This window comes from Bacillus sp. AF23 (assembly GCF_020861455.1).
GTDB classification, from domain to species: domain Bacteria; phylum Bacillota; class Bacilli; order Bacillales; family Bacillaceae; genus Bacillus; species Bacillus halotolerans.
On record NZ_JAJHVY010000017.1, the window covers coordinates 401251 to 416631 of the forward strand.

Sequence of the window (15381 nt, forward strand, 5' to 3'; positions counted from 1 at the left end):
TGCTCCTCCTTTATCCTTCCCACACAAAACCAGATTTCGCAATGTTCACTTTCCCGTTAAAAACGGTCTTGGCTTCTTTGCGAAGATTGTCATGCACGCCGAAATGAGGCAAATGGGTCAGCAGCAGCTCGCCCGCTCCCGCTTCTTCTGCAATTCGCCCTGCTTCCAAGCTGTTCATATGGCCTGCGCTTGTCCCGTCTTGATCAGCATAAAAATTACATTCAGAGATCAATAAATCAGCGTTTTTCGAAAACGGAATAAATGAATCCTGATAGCTGGAATCAGCAGTATACACAACAGTATGGCTGCCGTCAGTAATCCGCATCGCATAACAAGTCACCGGGTGAACCGTTTTTAAAAAGGAAATCGTAAACGGACCGACAGTCAGCTGCTGATCAGGCTGATAGGCAATCCCTTTCGTATGCGTTTTATATGTAAGCTTTTGAAACTGTTCTATATCAGCATCATGTCCGTAAATTGGAAGCGAGTGCTCTCCTTTGCCGAGGAATGATCCGACTTGCTTCGCAAATTGCAGCGGCCCGATGTCGGCAATATGGTCATGGTGATAATGAGACAGAACCACCGCGTCCAGCTTTTCCGCCGGGACATATCCAAACAGCTTAGATAACACGGCACTTCCGCAGTCCACTAACAATGAAAAATCCCCCGATTGAAACAAGTATCCCGACGTCGCTTCATTTGCGGCCGGAAAACCGCCGTAGCATCCGATAACTGTAACTTTCATAATGTCCTCCTTCTTTTCAAAGAAAATTGATCCTCCTTCAATATACCCATTTTTCTAAAAAAAAGCATGTTTTAAACATTGTATCAAAACAGATGTTGAATTTTACTTTCTGTTATATTACAATGAAGACATTACAAAGGGGAAAGAGGGATTGGTTATGCTAGGGAAACTTACTGAATTTTTTAGAAACCTGCCTTCGAAAAAGTGCGCGGAATGCGGAAAAAAGATTGATGAGCAGCATGAGTGTTATGGTAATATTTGCAATGACTGTATAAAAGTAAGCGATATGTAAAGAGGCGAAAATCTCACGCATACAGTGTGAGATTTTCTTCATTCTTCTAACTTCTTTTTATATTGAAATAATAGTCAGGTTGGGTCGAAGCTCACCTGTTTTTAGATAATTCTGGTGATTCACTTTCTATTTTTGAATATTCTATATTTTCAAAATATAATTTACTATAGACGAACCTATTTCTTATCTATTATAATTTGATCTAATAGTGAGATTAAATATATGTCTATTCATGATATATGTTGATACTTTGTTTTTTGGGAGGTAATCTATGAAAAGAATTAGGTTTGGATTAGCCACGCAAATATTCGTTGGACTTATTCTAGGTGTTATTGCTGGCGTTATTTGGTACGGCAACCCAGCACTGCCTACTTATCTGCAGCCAATCGGGGATCTCTTTTTACGCTTAATCAAAATGATAGTGATTCCTATTGTTGTCTCCAGTTTAATCATCGGTGTAGCCGGAGCCGGAAATGGAAAGCAAGTTGGTAAATTAGGCTTCAGAACAATTCTGTACTTTGAGATTATTACGACCTTTGCCATTATTCTCGGACTAGCCCTTGCAAACATCTTCCACCCGGGTACAGGAGTTAATATACACGAAGCTCAAAAAACAGACATCAGTCAATATGTTGAAACAGAAAAAGAACAAAGCAATAAATCAGTGGCAGAGACATTCCTGCACATTGTGCCGACAAACTTCTTCCAATCCTTGGTCGAAGGGGATCTTCTTGCCATCATCTTCTTTACCGTACTATTTGCATTGGGAATTTCCGCGATCGGTGAAAGAGGCAAGCCAGTATTAGCCTTTTTTGAAGGCGTTTCCCATTCGATGTTCCATGTGGTAAACCTTGTGATGAAAGTAGCGCCATTCGGGGTTTTTGCTCTAATCGGAGTTACTGTCTCTAAATTCGGACTCGGTTCTCTTCTATCTCTCGGAAAGCTTGTCGGATTGGTATATGTTGCACTTGCTTTCTTCTTAATCGTCATTTTTGGGATTGTCGGAAAAATTGCCGGTATCAGCATCTTCAAATTCCTGGCTTACATGAAGGACGAAATTTTATTGGCGTTCAGTACGTCCAGCTCTGAAACCGTTCTTCCGCGCATCATGGAAAAAATGGAGAAAATCGGCTGTCCGAAAGGTATTGTATCTTTCGTTATCCCGATTGGATATACGTTTAACTTAGACGGCTCCGTTCTCTATCAATCTATTGCAGCGCTGTTTCTGGCACAGGTGTACCACATCGATTTGTCGATTTGGCAACAAATAACGCTAGTACTTGTGTTAATGGTGACGTCTAAAGGAATGGCTGCCGTTCCGGGAACTTCATTTGTTGTCTTGCTTGCGACGCTGAGCACGATTGGTGTTCCGGCAGAAGGACTCGCCTTTATTGCTGGGGTAGACCGCATTATGGACATGGCACGTACAGTTGTAAACCTGACTGGTAACGCACTTGCTGCCGTTGTCATGTCTAAATGGGAAGGCATGTTTAATCCTGCAAAAGCAGAAGCTGTCATGACCCAATCTAAAGCAGATCAAAACGCAACCATTTCCGGTTAATCAAAAAGCCTGCGGGGTTCTCAACGCCCCGCAGGTTTTTTTTAATCTTGGACAAGCTCAAACAGCTCTGTAATCAAAACAGTGTCCTCATTCAGTTCCATTTCGCCATTTTTGATCAGCTCCGCCCACGCTCTCCGATGGTCCTCTTGAAATTCATCAATTCGGTCTCCGTTGCCCTCTCCTTTGACTAACCTCGTATCAGGCGCTCCAAAGGTCGTTTCAAATACATCTGTCACTTTTATATTGCATCTCGGATGATCATATTTATCATAAACGGTTACAAGCTGTCCCGCTGTTTGATATACATCACTCAGTTCATCTTTTGAATATAATGATTTCGGCGCGCAGGTGGCCGTTTTTTCTCCAGCAAGGATTTGCTGGATCAGCTGTTCTCCAAGACCTTCATCGCCTTCCCAGCCGAAAGTGCTTTTCAGTTCATAGATTTTCATTTATTTTCTCCCTCTTATACCATCGGTGATTGCACATAATAATACAGGAGCTTCGCTGTATGGCGGAGAGAAGACTTATGCGTGCGTTCAAAAGCGTGCGAAGCGTCAATTCCCGGCCCGATTAGGCCGTGCACAATATCATGCCCGGATTTGATCGCTGCTGAGGCGTCCGACCCGTAATACGGGTAAATATCAAGCTTATAGTCAATATGGTGCTTTTCAGCTAAATCGACCAAATGCTTTCTAAGCTGATAATGATACGGACCGCTCGAATCCTTCACACAAATCGAAACCGAATATTCGTCTGTCGCCTGGCCGTCACCGATAGCCCCCATATCCACCGCCAAGTATTCAACAGTTTCAGCAGGAATATTAGAGTTCCCGCCGTATCCGATTTCTTCATTATTAGAAATCAGAAAATGAGTCGTATACGGCAGTTCAACTTCTTCTGTTTGAATTTGATGGATTAAGCGAAGCAACAAGGCCACACTTGCTTTGTCATCTAAATGGCGTGATTTAATGAATCCGCTGGATGTGATCTCGACACGGGGATCAAACGAAACAAAATCCCCGACGCCAATGCCAAGCTCTTCCGTATCCTTACGGCTGTGCACAGGCTCATCCAGGCGGATTTCCATATTCTCTTGATTGCGCTCCGCTTTTCCCGCGTCTTTGTACACGTGCACAGACGTTTGATGCATTAAAATGGTGCCCGTATACGTTTTCCCCGAAGCCGTTTCAATTTGGCAATACTCCCCTTCTATCGAATTGTAGCGGAAACCGCCGATCAAATCGATTTTCAGCCGGCCGTCTGCTTTAATTTCTTTCACCATCGCGCCCAAGGTGTCAACGTGCGCCGTGAGCATTCGATGACGGGATGTATCGCGGCCTGGAAGCGTGGCGATCAAACCGCCCTTATGGTTCAGAACCGTTTCGACCTTCCATTCTTTTAAAAGGTCTTCAACGTATTTGATCACCTCATATGTATTCCCTGTCGGACTTGGAATAGAAACGAGTTCTTTAATCAGCTCCATCGTTTTACGAACGGACGTCATAGGACATTCCTCCTTTTATTTTCTATTTAAAATATACTCTTTTCCTGATAGACCCGTCCAATCTTTTCCTATCAATCTAGCATATGCTGTAGAGAGCATGGGAAGAGGAGGGATATCTATGTGCTGTCGTCATTCACATGAACGGAAACATCATTGTGATTTTTGGTTTGATGATTTTTGGTTCTTTGACGAGTGGTTCGATAAGGATTTCCACGACCATTGCAAGAAAGAGAAAGAATGCCATGACCCTTGCGAGAAAAAGAAGAAAAAGAAAAGACATTGCTCTTGCAAAAAACGCTGCCACTCTTGCTGTCATTGCTAAGGACTGAATCAGAAATATTCTGATACCCATGCCTACACGAATATTTCATTCATATTTTTCCAAGCAGGCTGTTACTGCTGCTTGGATTTTTTATTGAAACAGCCTTTTTGCCTTTACAATCCAAACCACTGATGCCGCGGCTATCCCAGCAACGATGAGTTCAACAGCCGCCGCATGTTCTATCACTCCTTTTTGGTATAAAACCGCCGGTACATTAAACAGCCCGTGTAAGAGAATCGAATACAGCAAAAACAGCGGCCGGCGGCTTTTAACCGCATACAGCACAAGCAGTGACAGACCGATTTGAACAGAGAGGGCGCTGATTCTTTCAATTCCGCCGAGCAGCCATTCATACGAAGGTGTATTCAGCAGCTGCGCCTGAATCGGCATAAGTGCCTGCTTCACATCATGATTCATCAAAAGCTGTTCAAAAGTGCCGCTATTGATCGCAAAAGCGTACACGATAAGCGTAATGCTGGACAAGCCGGTAATTAATATCGCCTCCAGACTGCCGTGGCCCGCTCCGAAGGCCAGACCGTCCGCCCAAGAAAGACGGCGCTTCATAAAGAAACGCATCATGATATACCTTCCGCACTCCTCAAAAATCCCGGCCATCAAGCATCCGTAAATGGCATACCAGACTGGATGCTTCATCACTTCTTTCGTCGTTTCATTCATTTGCAGCACATAAACATGAACGCCGCCCTCCAACAGCTGGGCAAAGACAAAAAACGTAAGAGCGCCAATAAAAAACACCTTAATCGGAGCATGATACTTTCGCCTAAACCATATCATCAGTCCGATCGGCAACAAAAACGCAATAACCCCGGAAATAATCATAGAGGCTATCGCTCCTTGACTGACCATTTTTTTCCTCCTTTTCTGGTTTTCTACTGACAGTTTCTCTTTTTTTATCAAAAATCCTCTTTTTAGTACCAGATACTAATATCTAGTGTTATAATCTGATAATAAAAGGAGTTGTGTTATTATGTCAAAAGCAAACATTACAGCAATCGGCACCTATGCGCCGAGCCGGCGTTTAACCAATGCGGACCTGGAAAAAATCGTAGATACATCTGATGAATGGATTGTTCAGCGCACAGGAATGAGAGAACGGCGGATTGCCGATGAGCAGCAGTTCACTTCAGACTTATGCATTGAAGCAGTTAAAGATCTCAAGAGCCGTTACGAAGGAACACTTGAAGATGTGGATATGATTCTCGTCGCCACAACAACAGCAGATTATGCCTTTCCGAGTACGGCTTGCCGGGTGCAGGAATATTTCGGCTGGGAGAACACCGGCGCGTTAGATATCAATGCGACATGCGCAGGACTGACATACGGTCTCCATTTGGCAAACGGATTGATTACATCCGGGCTTCATCAAAAAATTCTCGTCATCGCCGGAGAAACATTGTCAAAAGTGACTGATTATACAGATCGAACGACATGCGTGCTGTTCGGCGATGCTGCGGGCGCACTATTGATTGAACGAACTGAAGAGGCACCGGGATTCCTCGCCTCCGTCCAAGGAACATATGGAAAAGGCGCGGATATTTTGTACCGGGCGGGACTGCGGAACGAACTCAACGGCATGCCGCTTGCGGATTCCGGGAAAATGGTTCAAAACGGACGCGAAGTGTATAAGTGGGCCGCAAGAACCATTCCCCGTGAATTTGAACATCTTTTACACAAAGCAGGGCTCAGCCGTGATGATCTTGATTGGTTTGTTCCCCACAGCGCCAACTTGCGCATGATCGAATCGATTTGTGAAAAAACACCGTTTCCGATTGAACAAACACTCACCAGTGTGGAATACTACGGAAATACATCCTCAGTCTCTATTGTTTTGGCCCTTGATCTGGCAGTGAAAGCCGGGAAGCTGAAAAAAGACCAAACCCTGGTGCTTTTCGGCTTCGGCGGAGGATTAACGTATACCGGACTTCTGATCAAATGGGGATGTTAAATCAAAAAAGACCTTGTTTCCTGAGAAACAAGGTCTTTTTCATTAGGAAGCCGGCTGTTCTTCTGAAGTGTCCTCCTTCCGGCTTAAGATCGTAAAGTAGGTAATGCTCAGCGCGATCATGACTAGAGCAATGCCGATTAAGACACCGGCCATCTGCCACATGTAGCCGAAATCTCCGTTTGAAATCACCGCTCTGAACCCGTTTATGCTGTAGGTCATCGGCAGCGCGCCATGGATCACCTGATAGAAATTCGGAAGCAATTCTAACGGGAAGGTTCCTCCGCTGGCCCCGAGCTGCAGCACTAAAATAATGACTGCAATAAAACGGCCCGGATTGCCCATCGTCGTGGCCAAAAATTGAATTATTGCAAGGAAAGCGAGACTCGTAATGATCGTAAACACGTAAAATCTCCATGTGCTCTCCACCTCGAGCCCGATTCCCAGAAGAAGAACTGTCGCCACAATAAGTGATTGAATGATTCCCACCAGCATCATGACATTAAATTTACTGAAGAACCACTCAAATCCGTTTCTCGGACGGCCTGATGCTTCTTTCAGCGGGAATACGACCGTCAGCATAATGCCGCCGACATACAAGCCCATTGATAGGATATAAGGCGTCAGCCCTGTTCCGTAGTTAGGGACGGAATGAATCGCGTCGTCATTAGTTTTGACCGGATCCGCAAACATACCGTATGTTTTATCATCAGCGCTGATATCTCCTGTTTGATCAGCCGCGTCATTCAGCTTATTAGACAGCTGTCCTGTGCCGTCCAGTAGCTTGCCTAAACCTGTATCAAGTGATGCAGATCCGTCTGCAAGTTTTGATGATCCGCTTTGGACCTGTTTAGACCCGTCTAACAGCTTAAACAATCCGCCGGATACTTGGCTGCTTCCTGTCACCAATTGCTCTGAGCCCGCTTTTGCTTTTGCGAACTGCTTATTATATTCACCGATACCCGCTGTCAGTTTAGTTTGGCCATCTGTCAGCTTCTGTGAACCGTTGTATATCTTATCAGCTCCCTCAGTTAATCTGTCAATTGCATCTTGGATTGTTTTTGCGCCGTTATAAAGCTTAGATGTAGCTTCCGGCATGGCTTTCACCTGCGCCACCTGCGCTTTCACTTCTTCAAGAGAGCTTTTTATCGTTGCGATGTCAGGCAGCTGATCAGCTGCAGGAAGTCCACTTAAAATTTCATCAAAATCAGGCGCATCAACTTTCGGAAGCTGCTTTTCAACAGAGCTGATCAACTGGCTTTTTTGCTCCGCTGTTAAGAAATCACTCGAATTGATGAGATTTTTGAATGCCTGATCACGGTTTTTTAAGCTGTGTTCAAAGTCAGACAGCTGTTTTTTAAATTCCTTCATCGCAGTTTCTGACTTTTCCAGGTTGTTCACAGCTGTTTCAAGCTGTGTTAAATCGAGCGCATTAATGAGCTTTTCCGCTTTTGCTGCTTTCTCAGAACCTTCTTGGGCTTTACTGTTGAGCTGATCCAGCCCGTTAGTCAGATTAGGCGTACCCTTCTGCACATTTTGAAGTCCGCCAAGAAGTTCATTCATCTTGCTTGTCAGCTCGCCTGATCCTGCTGCAAGCTGACCAGATTTATCATAAAGCTGGTTGCTGCTGTCCTGGAATTTTCCAAGCGAGCTGTCAAGTGATTGGATGCCGCTCGTCACCTGAGCCGCTCCATCTGCAAGCTGCGCTGTTTTGTCACTGATGGTAGCGGTGCTTTCCTTCAGCTTCGCCAGATTTTCTTTCAGCTGGGCGCTTCCGTTTTTCGCATCCTTAGTGCCGTCATCAATTTTCTTCGCGCCGCTGCTCGCGTCGCTCAAACCTTTTGCGATATCTTTAAAGTTATCAAAAATCACTTTCGTATATTGCTTGGTCACTTCTTTAGAAACAGAGGCTTTCAGTTTATCAATCGCTTTTTCGCCGATCGTTGCCCCTACATAGTTGGAACCTGCATTTGTATGGTATTTCAAATCCAGTTTTTTTGGATTTTTATCCATTACAGTGCTGGCGTTTTTAGAAAAGTCTTCTGGAATCTCGACTACTAAATAGTATTTTTGATTTAATAAGTCCTTTAACGATTGGTCGAGATCATTGGAAAAATGCCAGTCAAAGTTTTTATTATCCTTTAATTCTTTTACCAGATCATCACCGATTTGAAGCTTTTCTCCCTCATATGTCGTTCCTTTATCCTGGTTGACGACAACGACAGGCAGCTGGTCAACTGTGCCGTACGGGTCCCAATAAGCCTTTAAGAATACGCCGCTGTAAATAAGCGGGACAAACAAAATGGCGATAATGGGAATCAATAATTTTTTACTTGTTACGATGTCTTTCCACTGACTTCGTATTGTGTTCATCCTGATGCCTCCATTCTAAAACTGACTCATCATGAAAGATGGTCATTTTCTTGCAAAGAGAAAGGATTATCTAGTTGGCTGACAATCCTTTGACAACATACAATTCAAGCAGTCCCGCAATTGTCTCTTTATCAAGCGGGGGGTGTTGTTTTTCCCAGTCAAAAATGAGCGCGATATAAAGCTTCAGCATCACAAAGGCTGTCAGCTCAGGGTCGCACGGCTTGATTGCGCCGCTTTTGATCCCGTCTTCAATCTTACTTTTGATATAAGACAGTATGGCTCGCTCCATTTTCTGGATCACTTCCTGAACAGCCATTGTACCAATCTCGGCATTCTCTTGGAAAATTTTAATCGTCAGCTGATGTGTTTTCCTGAACTCCAGAATGGCAAACAGCGCTCTGTGCACATTTTCATGGAACGGAAGGTTCGGCTCCATCGCTTCATCCGCTTTTTGCTTCATTTCCTTTAATAAAGTAGTGAAAATCTCGTCAAACAGCTCTTCTTTGTTTTTGAAAAAAGTATAAATGGTTCCCTTCCCCACGTTCGCAAGTTTTGCGACAAGATCCATTGTCGTCGCTTTATACCCGAACTGCGTGAAAGACTTTGTAGCCGCCTCCAAAATGAGCTTTTTTCGATCTATTGACATTGTATTCACCTCGAAACTGACCGTTTGAACATTTTAGTCATTAAGTACATATGCAAATGTATCATACCATGCTGAACAATTCAAACATTTTTTACACAATATTGCCATCATCTTGACACAAAAAACCTCCGTACCGGGTACGGAGGTTTTTTAGTCGAATAAATATTTCAGCGCGTCTGCCACAGCTGCTTTTCCTTGATCGATACAGTCCGGGATTCCAACACCCTCGAAGGATGCGCCAGTCATGTACACACCAGGATATGAAGAAGACAGCGCTTCACGGAGCTCATTGATACGGCGTTTATGGCCGACATGGTACTGCGGCATGCTTTCATGCCAGCGCGTAACACATGTCATTTCCGGCTCACCGTTGATTTTCATTACTTTCTTTAGGTCTTCCAGTACAATGTTGATAATGTCGTTATCTGATAGGTCGACGATGGATTCGTCTCCGGCTTTTCCGACATATGCCCGAAGCAGTGTTTTGCCTTCCGGCGCTGCGTGCGGCCATTTTTTGTTCGTCCACGTACAAGCTGTGATCGCGAAATCACTGTTTCTTGAGATGACAAAGCCCGTGCCCTCATGTTCCATTTGGACGGCGCCTTCCGGGAAACCCAAGGCGACATTCGCCACAGATGTGGAATGCATGTTTTTCAGATTTGCAACAGCCGGTAAATCTGAAAGCATTCCCGCGGCAGCTTTATGCGGTGCTGTTACAATCACTGATTCGGCATCAAGTAATACGCCGTTATCAAGATCAAGCGAGTAGCCCGTGCCCTCTCGGCTAATTTTGGTAACCTTTGTGCCTTTGTATACCTTTGTCAGCTTTAGTTGATTTTCGATCTCTTCGACAAGCGTCTGCAGGCCTGTTGTCAGCGTCTGAAACTGCCCTTGTTTTTTAGCTGTCAGCTGCTGGCCGGAGCCTTGAGGCCTTGTTTTTTTCATCCCCAGGATCAGGCTTCTGTGCTTTTGTTCCGTCTGATAGAATTGCGGGAATGTTGACATCAGGCTGAGTTTGTCGATATCACCTGCATAGATGCCTGATAAAAGCGGCTCGATTAAATTCTCGACAACTTCATCCCCGACACGTCTGCGGAAAAATTCTCCCAGTGACTGATCCTCTTTTGATTTACTTGCGGGCAGGATGAAATCCATTGCAGCTCTCGCCTTCCCTGACAGAGAAAACAGCCCCGTTGACACGAACGGCGCGATTTTTGTCGGTATTCCCATTACAGCCCCCTTCGGCATCGGATGCAAAGTGCGGTTGACAAGCACGTAAGATTGTCCGGTCGCATTGTTCACAAGCAGATGGTCAAGACCTAAGTCTTTGACAAGCTGCGGAGCGCTTTTTTTCCGTTCCAGGAATGAATCAGGCCCTCTTTCGATGATATAGCCGTCCTTCTTGACTGTCTGGATTTTTCCGCCTACTCTCGGACTTGCCTCAATAAGCGTCAGCTCAAGCGGCAAATCTTTGTCTCTGATTTCTTTTTCCATGTAGAAGGCGGCGGCTAAACCGGTAATGCCGCCGCCGATGATGACTACATGTTTTTTGCCGTCACTCATGTTCATCGCCTTCTTTAACGTCCTAATTTTTTCAAAACGACTGTTGCTAAAGCATCAATAAATGCCGGCTTAGCGTTTGGCATTTCCGGCCGGTAATAGCTGGCGCCGATATCGTCAGTCACCACTTTGCATTCATAGTCATTGTCATAAAGCACTTCTAGATGGTCCGCGACAAATCCGACAGGCACATATACAAATGCTTGATAGCCTTTTTGTTCAAATAAATCACGTGTCAGATCTTGCACGTCAGGTCCGAGCCACGGATCAGGCGTATTGCCTTCACTTTGCCAGCCGACAGCGTATTCAGATACGCCTGCGCCTTCAGCGATCAGCTTCGCGGATTCATGAAGCTGATCCGGGTACGGATCTCCGTACTCTTTAATTTTTTCCGGAAGGCTGTGCGCGGAAACGATGAGCATCGCGTTTTCTCTTTCTTCCTTCGGCATTGACGCGTACGTGTCCTTCACTTGGTCAACCCAATATTTCACAAACTTCGGTTCATCGTACCAGCTTTCGACAGACGTAATTGTTAAGCCTCCGAGTTTTTCAGCCTCTTCTTTCGCACGCTTGTTGTAAGACTGCACGCTGAATGTGGAGAAGTGCGGTGCCAATACAAGGCTGACCGCCTCTGTAATGCCGTCCTTATGCATCTCTGCCACAGCGTCTTCAATAAACGGCTCGATATGCTTCAGCCCGATATACGCTTTAAACGTAATCTCATCCTGAATCTCGTTTAGGTGCTGTTCAAGCTTATAAGCCTGTTCCTCTGTGATTTTGGCAAGCGGCGAAATGCCCCCGATTGCTTCATATCTGTCTTTCAGATCCTGAAGCATTTCAGGCTCAGGCTTTCTGCCTCTTCTGATATGTGTATAATAACGCTCTATATCTTCTTCTTTGTAAGGCGTGCCGTACGCCATAATGAGAAGCCCCATTTTCTTTTTACCCACTGTTTACACCCTCTTTAGATGATCTATCACAAAACAATTTTGACAGGCTTTGATCCTGATACCAAAAAATATGCTCAGGAGTATTGGCCTATTTTCTTTGATTGAGAATATTCATGTACAAATGCAGTCAGCTTTTTCAGCACTTCCGGACTGACATCAGGAAATACGCCGTGTCCGAGGTTAAAAATGAAGCCGTCCGATTTTAAGCCTTGATCGAGAATCTCTTTTGTTCTCTTCTCGATCACTTCCCACGGAGCAAGCAAAATGGACGGGTCCAGGTTGCCTTGCACCGTTTTGGTGATGCCTTTTGATCTGGCTTCATCAATGCCAAGTCTCCAATCGAGCCCCACAACATCGAGAGGCAGGTCATGCCAATCCGTTGCTAAATGGCTGGCACCTACACCAAACATGATAAGCGGCACATTTTCCGTTGCCAGCTCAGAAAAAATCCGGTTCATCACCGGTTTGATGTACGTTCTGTAATCCGCTTGATTCAGCGCGCCAACCCATGAATCAAAGATTTGAATGGCTTTTGCGCCCGCCTTCATTTGCGCTTTCGCGTACACGATAATCATGTCGGCAAGCTTTGTCATCAGCAGGTTCCAGGCATCCGGCATGCTGTACATAAAGGCTTTTGTTTTATTGTAGTTTTTCGAAGGCCCGCCTTCGATCATATAGCTGGCAAGCGTAAAAGGCGCACCAGAGAAACCGATTAGCGGGACGTCAAGCTGTTCATTGACAAGCAGTTTGATCGTTTCGAGCACGTACGGCACGTCCTGTTCCGGCTCAAGCTTGCCGAGCTTTTCAATGTCCTGCAGAGAACGAATCGGCTGATCAATCACCGGCCCGATTCCATTTTTAATTTCAACATCCACACCGATCGACGGAAGCGGCGTCATAATATCTTTATAAAGGATTGCAGCATCGACTCCGTATTGCTCGACCGGAAGTCTTGTGACGTACGCACACAATTCGGGCTGATGTGTAATTTCGAACAATCCGTATTTTTCCTTCAGCTTACGGTATTCCGGCTGTGAGCGCCCGGCTTGTCTCATGTACCAAACAGGCGTGTGATCCGCTTTTTCTCCCCGCGCAGCTTTTAAAAACGTCTCGTTAAACGTTTCTCGTTTCCTCATCTGATTTCCACCTTTCATACTGCAACCATACGTTCGTGTTCCTTGACCATTACACTATACCTCGTTTTGGGCAAATGGTATAGAAATGCGGCTCAAAGTTCAAAAAATCGCCGAATTCCATTAAGAGGAAAACAGTTTCGGCTGAACGTAATCGGTTCCTTCTCCTTCTTTTTTTGTCTGTGTATTATAAGGCACCACTTTATAGGAAGCGCCCGAAAACAAATTAGCGTATGGGATCTCATAGCTTCCCTTTCCTTCAACAGAATCAAGAAGCGTTTCCTTGCCGTCCTTATTTACATAAATTCTGTACACTGCCCGATCATCCTCTTGCGCATCCCATTTTAATTCAATCGTAAACAGTCCCGCTGCCCTAAATGTATAGTCAGCCGTCAGCGTTTTGACAGGCTCAAGCTCAATAGGGCTTTCAAGTTCTTTTACTTTTTTAGGCTTCGCAAACGCAGAACCCGTTTCGCCAGCCTGTGTCAAAATATCCTTAAACATTCTGGTCGGATACGCGCTTCCGCCTTTTAAGTAATGGTTCTGATCTGTTTTGTCATAGCCCATCCAGACAGCTCCCGTTATGTTTGGCGTATAGCCTGCAAACCAGGCATCCTTTGTTGCGCCGGAAACGCCTGTATATGAAGTAGAACCGGTTTTACCGGCAAGATCGCCGTGATAGGTGCCGGACGTTGCTGTTCCGTTCTTAACCACCTGCTGAAGCATTCTCGTCATGTTCCAAGACGTCTGTTTGCTGAATACTCGTTTCCCTTCTTCTTTATGATCGGCTATTGTTTCCCCGTCTTCATCTGTTATGTTTGAAATAAAGTACGGCTCGGTGTATGTTCCATTAGCGGCAAACGTATGAAAAGCGCCGGCAAGCTGGAGGGGTGATACGCCTTTTTCCAAACCGCCGAGAGCCAGAGCAAGCCCTTCATCCGGTATATCAATGCCGTTTGCCTTCAAATAAGATTTCCCCGTTTCCACACCGATCTCATTCAGCGTCCACACTGCCGGCGCGTTTTTGCTGTAAGTGATGGCATCAGACATCGTGACTTCCCCTTCATAACGGCCGTCATAGTTTTTCGGTGTGTAATCTCCGTAGGATTGTAATTCATCCTTTAACAGAGAGTACGGCTTAAATTTCTTTTCCTGCATCGCCGGTCCGTATACGGCCAGCGGCTTAAACGTTGACCCCGGCTGGCGCCCAGCTGTCACACGATTATATCCTTTAGCCGTGTAATCTCTTCCGCCGATCGCCGCTTCCACACCGCCCGTTTTATTGTTGATAAAGACTGCGCTTCCTTCAGCATCTTGATCTGTTCCGGGATAATAGCTGCCTTCCTTCATGACTTGATAAGCCGTTTTTTGCAGTTTTGAATCAAGCGGCACCTTAATCGTGTACCCGCCTTGAAGCAGCTGCTCTCCGGAAATGGAATACTTGTCCTCCGCTTCTTGGATCACAAGGTCAATATAGCTGTCAAACCAAGGTGTTTCCGACTGTTTTTTCACGTTCAGCCCGAGCGTCCTCCCCTGCGCGCTGACAGCTTCTTTCGCACTGATATAGCCTTGATCATTCATCATGCCGAGAATCGTATCACGCCGCTCCTTGCTTTTATCAGGATGCAAAACAGGAGAATACGTAGAAGGCGCCTTTGGAATAGCAGCCAAGACCGCGCCTTCTGACACGGTTAAATCTTTAACTTCCTTATTAAAATAATAGTGGGATGCAGCTTGAATGCCATAAACCCCGTGTCCGAAGTATAGCTGGTTCAGATACATTTCCAGCAGCTTGTCCTTGCTGTAATCCCGTTCAAGGTTGATCGCTATGATCACTTCTTTCGTTTTTCTTAAAAACGTTTTGTCATGTGTCAGAAAAATATTTTTGGCAAGCTGCTGGGTGATCGTGCTCGCGCCTTCTACTTTTCCTCCTGCTAATATATCGCGGTACACCGCTCTTCCGACAGATTTCACATCGATCCCGTGGTGTTCATAAAATCTCTTATCTTCCACTGAGATAAACGCTTCTCTGACCTCTTTCGGAATTTCATTGATAGAGACCGGTTCACGATTTTCTGTATACAGACTTGCGACCTCATCCCCGTTTTGGTCAACAATTTTTGAAGATGCGTGAAGGATCAGCTTCTTTTCATCTATGACATAATGACCGAGAAAAATGATTGAAATATATCCTATTAAAGCGAGAAAAGCAGTTAACACTAAAATAATGATGGGAATGAAAAGTTTCTTTTTCTTTATCTTAAACATGAACTCACCTCGCCTTTCTACAGGTAGTATGGGAAAAATTGTTTGGATTTATGTTTGAAGCAGT

At 45.1% G+C, this 15381-nt stretch carries 14 protein-coding genes; 3 read left to right on the plus strand and 11 right to left on the minus strand.

Annotation, left to right across the window (positions count from 1 at the left end; genetic code table 11):
- Window positions 1–10: 10 nt before the first annotated feature.
- Window positions 11–745, minus strand: a complete 735-nt coding sequence (locus LNN34_RS10995; RefSeq protein ID WP_229043362.1) for an MBL fold metallo-hydrolase — start codon at window positions 743–745, stop codon at window positions 11–13.
- Window positions 746–902: 157 nt separating this feature from the next.
- Here LNN34_RS10995 and yhfH point away from each other — a divergent pair, with 157 nt between their 5' ends.
- Together yhfH and gltT are read left to right on the plus strand one after the other, a co-directional pair.
- Entirely contained in the window at window positions 903–1037 is a 135-nt protein-coding gene (gene yhfH / locus LNN34_RS11000) for a protein YhfH (RefSeq protein WP_069486333.1), read from the plus strand.
- 271 nt (window positions 1038–1308) lie between these two features.
- Entirely contained in the window at window positions 1309–2598 is a 1290-nt protein-coding gene (gene gltT, locus LNN34_RS11005; RefSeq protein ID WP_044156533.1) for a glutamate/proton symporter GltT, read from the plus strand.
- 41 nt (window positions 2599–2639) lie between these two features.
- Here gltT and LNN34_RS11010 read toward each other — a convergent pair whose 3' ends face one another.
- The 4 genes from LNN34_RS11010 to LNN34_RS11025 all read right to left on the minus strand — a co-directional run bounded on the left by LNN34_RS11010 (window position 2640) and on the right by LNN34_RS11025 (window position 5291).
- Complete coding sequence (locus tag LNN34_RS11010) at window positions 2640–3047, minus strand: ASCH domain-containing protein (RefSeq protein ID WP_229043363.1); 408 nt, start codon at window positions 3045–3047, stop codon at window positions 2640–2642.
- A gap of 14 nt (window positions 3048–3061) precedes the next feature.
- Window positions 3062–4102, minus strand: coding sequence for a M42 family metallopeptidase (locus LNN34_RS11015; RefSeq protein WP_229043364.1), 1041 nt, complete (start codon window positions 4100–4102; stop codon window positions 3062–3064).
- Window positions 4103–4235: 133 nt separating this feature from the next.
- Window positions 4236–4418 (minus strand): hypothetical protein, encoded by a 183-nt coding sequence (locus tag LNN34_RS11020; protein WP_081638270.1) that lies wholly within the window; start codon window positions 4416–4418, stop codon window positions 4236–4238.
- A 96-nt stretch (window positions 4419–4514) separates the two neighbouring features.
- A complete protein-coding gene (locus tag LNN34_RS11025; protein WP_229043365.1) occupies window positions 4515–5291 on the minus strand; it encodes a YhfC family intramembrane metalloprotease in 777 nt (258 codons plus the stop codon).
- A 121-nt stretch (window positions 5292–5412) separates the two neighbouring features.
- On the opposite strand from LNN34_RS11025, the gene fabHB reads away from it, so the two are divergent.
- Window positions 5413–6390: a beta-ketoacyl-ACP synthase III FabHB gene (gene fabHB, locus LNN34_RS11030; RefSeq protein WP_044156538.1), complete on the plus strand. Its 978-nt coding sequence runs from the start codon at window positions 5413–5415 to the stop codon at window positions 6388–6390.
- Window positions 6391–6432: 42 nt separating this feature from the next.
- Here fabHB and LNN34_RS11035 read toward each other — a convergent pair whose 3' ends face one another.
- The 6 genes from LNN34_RS11035 to LNN34_RS11060 form a co-directional block, all read right to left on the minus strand.
- Entirely contained in the window at window positions 6433–8760 is a 2328-nt protein-coding gene (locus LNN34_RS11035; RefSeq protein ID WP_229043367.1) for a YhgE/Pip domain-containing protein, read from the minus strand.
- A gap of 70 nt (window positions 8761–8830) precedes the next feature.
- On the minus strand, window positions 8831–9406 hold the full coding sequence (locus LNN34_RS11040) for a TetR/AcrR family transcriptional regulator (protein ID WP_014479348.1): 576 nt from the start codon (window positions 9404–9406) through the stop codon (window positions 8831–8833).
- 150 nt (window positions 9407–9556) lie between these two features.
- Window positions 9557–10969 (minus strand): protoporphyrinogen oxidase, encoded by a 1413-nt coding sequence (gene hemY / locus LNN34_RS11045; protein WP_229043369.1) that lies wholly within the window; start codon window positions 10967–10969, stop codon window positions 9557–9559.
- Window positions 10970–10983: 14 nt separating this feature from the next.
- Window positions 10984–11916, minus strand: coding sequence for a ferrochelatase (hemH, locus tag LNN34_RS11050; protein WP_010333609.1), 933 nt, complete (start codon window positions 11914–11916; stop codon window positions 10984–10986).
- Between the two features lie 74 nt (window positions 11917–11990).
- Window positions 11991–13052: a uroporphyrinogen decarboxylase gene (gene hemE / locus LNN34_RS11055; protein ID WP_059293115.1), complete on the minus strand. Its 1062-nt coding sequence runs from the start codon at window positions 13050–13052 to the stop codon at window positions 11991–11993.
- Window positions 13053–13172: 120 nt separating this feature from the next.
- A complete protein-coding gene (locus LNN34_RS11060; RefSeq protein ID WP_044156544.1) occupies window positions 13173–15317 on the minus strand; it encodes a transglycosylase domain-containing protein in 2145 nt (714 codons plus the stop codon).
- Window positions 15318–15381: the final 64 nt, after the last annotated feature.

Coding starts and splice junctions, on each gene's coding strand:
- yhfH (WP_069486333.1), top strand. CDS start 903: ATGCTAGGGAAACTTACTGAATTTTTTAGAAACCTGCCTTCGAAAAAG.
- LNN34_RS11035 (WP_229043367.1), bottom strand. CDS start 8,760: ATGAACACAATACGAAGTCAGTGGAAAGACATCGTAACAAGTAAAAAA.
- LNN34_RS10995 (WP_229043362.1), bottom strand. CDS start 745: ATGAAAGTTACAGTTATCGGATGCTACGGCGGTTTTCCGGCCGCAAAT.
- hemE (WP_059293115.1), bottom strand. CDS start 13,052: ATGAGGAAACGAGAAACGTTTAACGAGACGTTTTTAAAAGCTGCGCGG.
- LNN34_RS11040 (WP_014479348.1), bottom strand. CDS start 9,406: ATGTCAATAGATCGAAAAAAGCTCATTTTGGAGGCGGCTACAAAGTCT.
- LNN34_RS11015 (WP_229043364.1), bottom strand. CDS start 4,102: ATGACGTCCGTTCGTAAAACGATGGAGCTGATTAAAGAACTCGTTTCT.
- LNN34_RS11025 (WP_229043365.1), bottom strand. CDS start 5,291: ATGGTCAGTCAAGGAGCGATAGCCTCTATGATTATTTCCGGGGTTATT.
- gltT (WP_044156533.1), top strand. CDS start 1,309: ATGAAAAGAATTAGGTTTGGATTAGCCACGCAAATATTCGTTGGACTT.
- LNN34_RS11020 (WP_081638270.1), bottom strand. CDS start 4,418: ATGACAGCAAGAGTGGCAGCGTTTTTTGCAAGAGCAATGTCTTTTCTT.
- LNN34_RS11060 (WP_044156544.1), bottom strand. CDS start 15,317: ATGTTTAAGATAAAGAAAAAGAAACTTTTCATTCCCATCATTATTTTA.
- fabHB (WP_044156538.1), top strand. CDS start 5,413: ATGTCAAAAGCAAACATTACAGCAATCGGCACCTATGCGCCGAGCCGG.
- hemY (WP_229043369.1), bottom strand. CDS start 10,969: ATGAGTGACGGCAAAAAACATGTAGTCATCATCGGCGGCGGCATTACC.
- LNN34_RS11010 (WP_229043363.1), bottom strand. CDS start 3,047: ATGAAAATCTATGAACTGAAAAGCACTTTCGGCTGGGAAGGCGATGAA.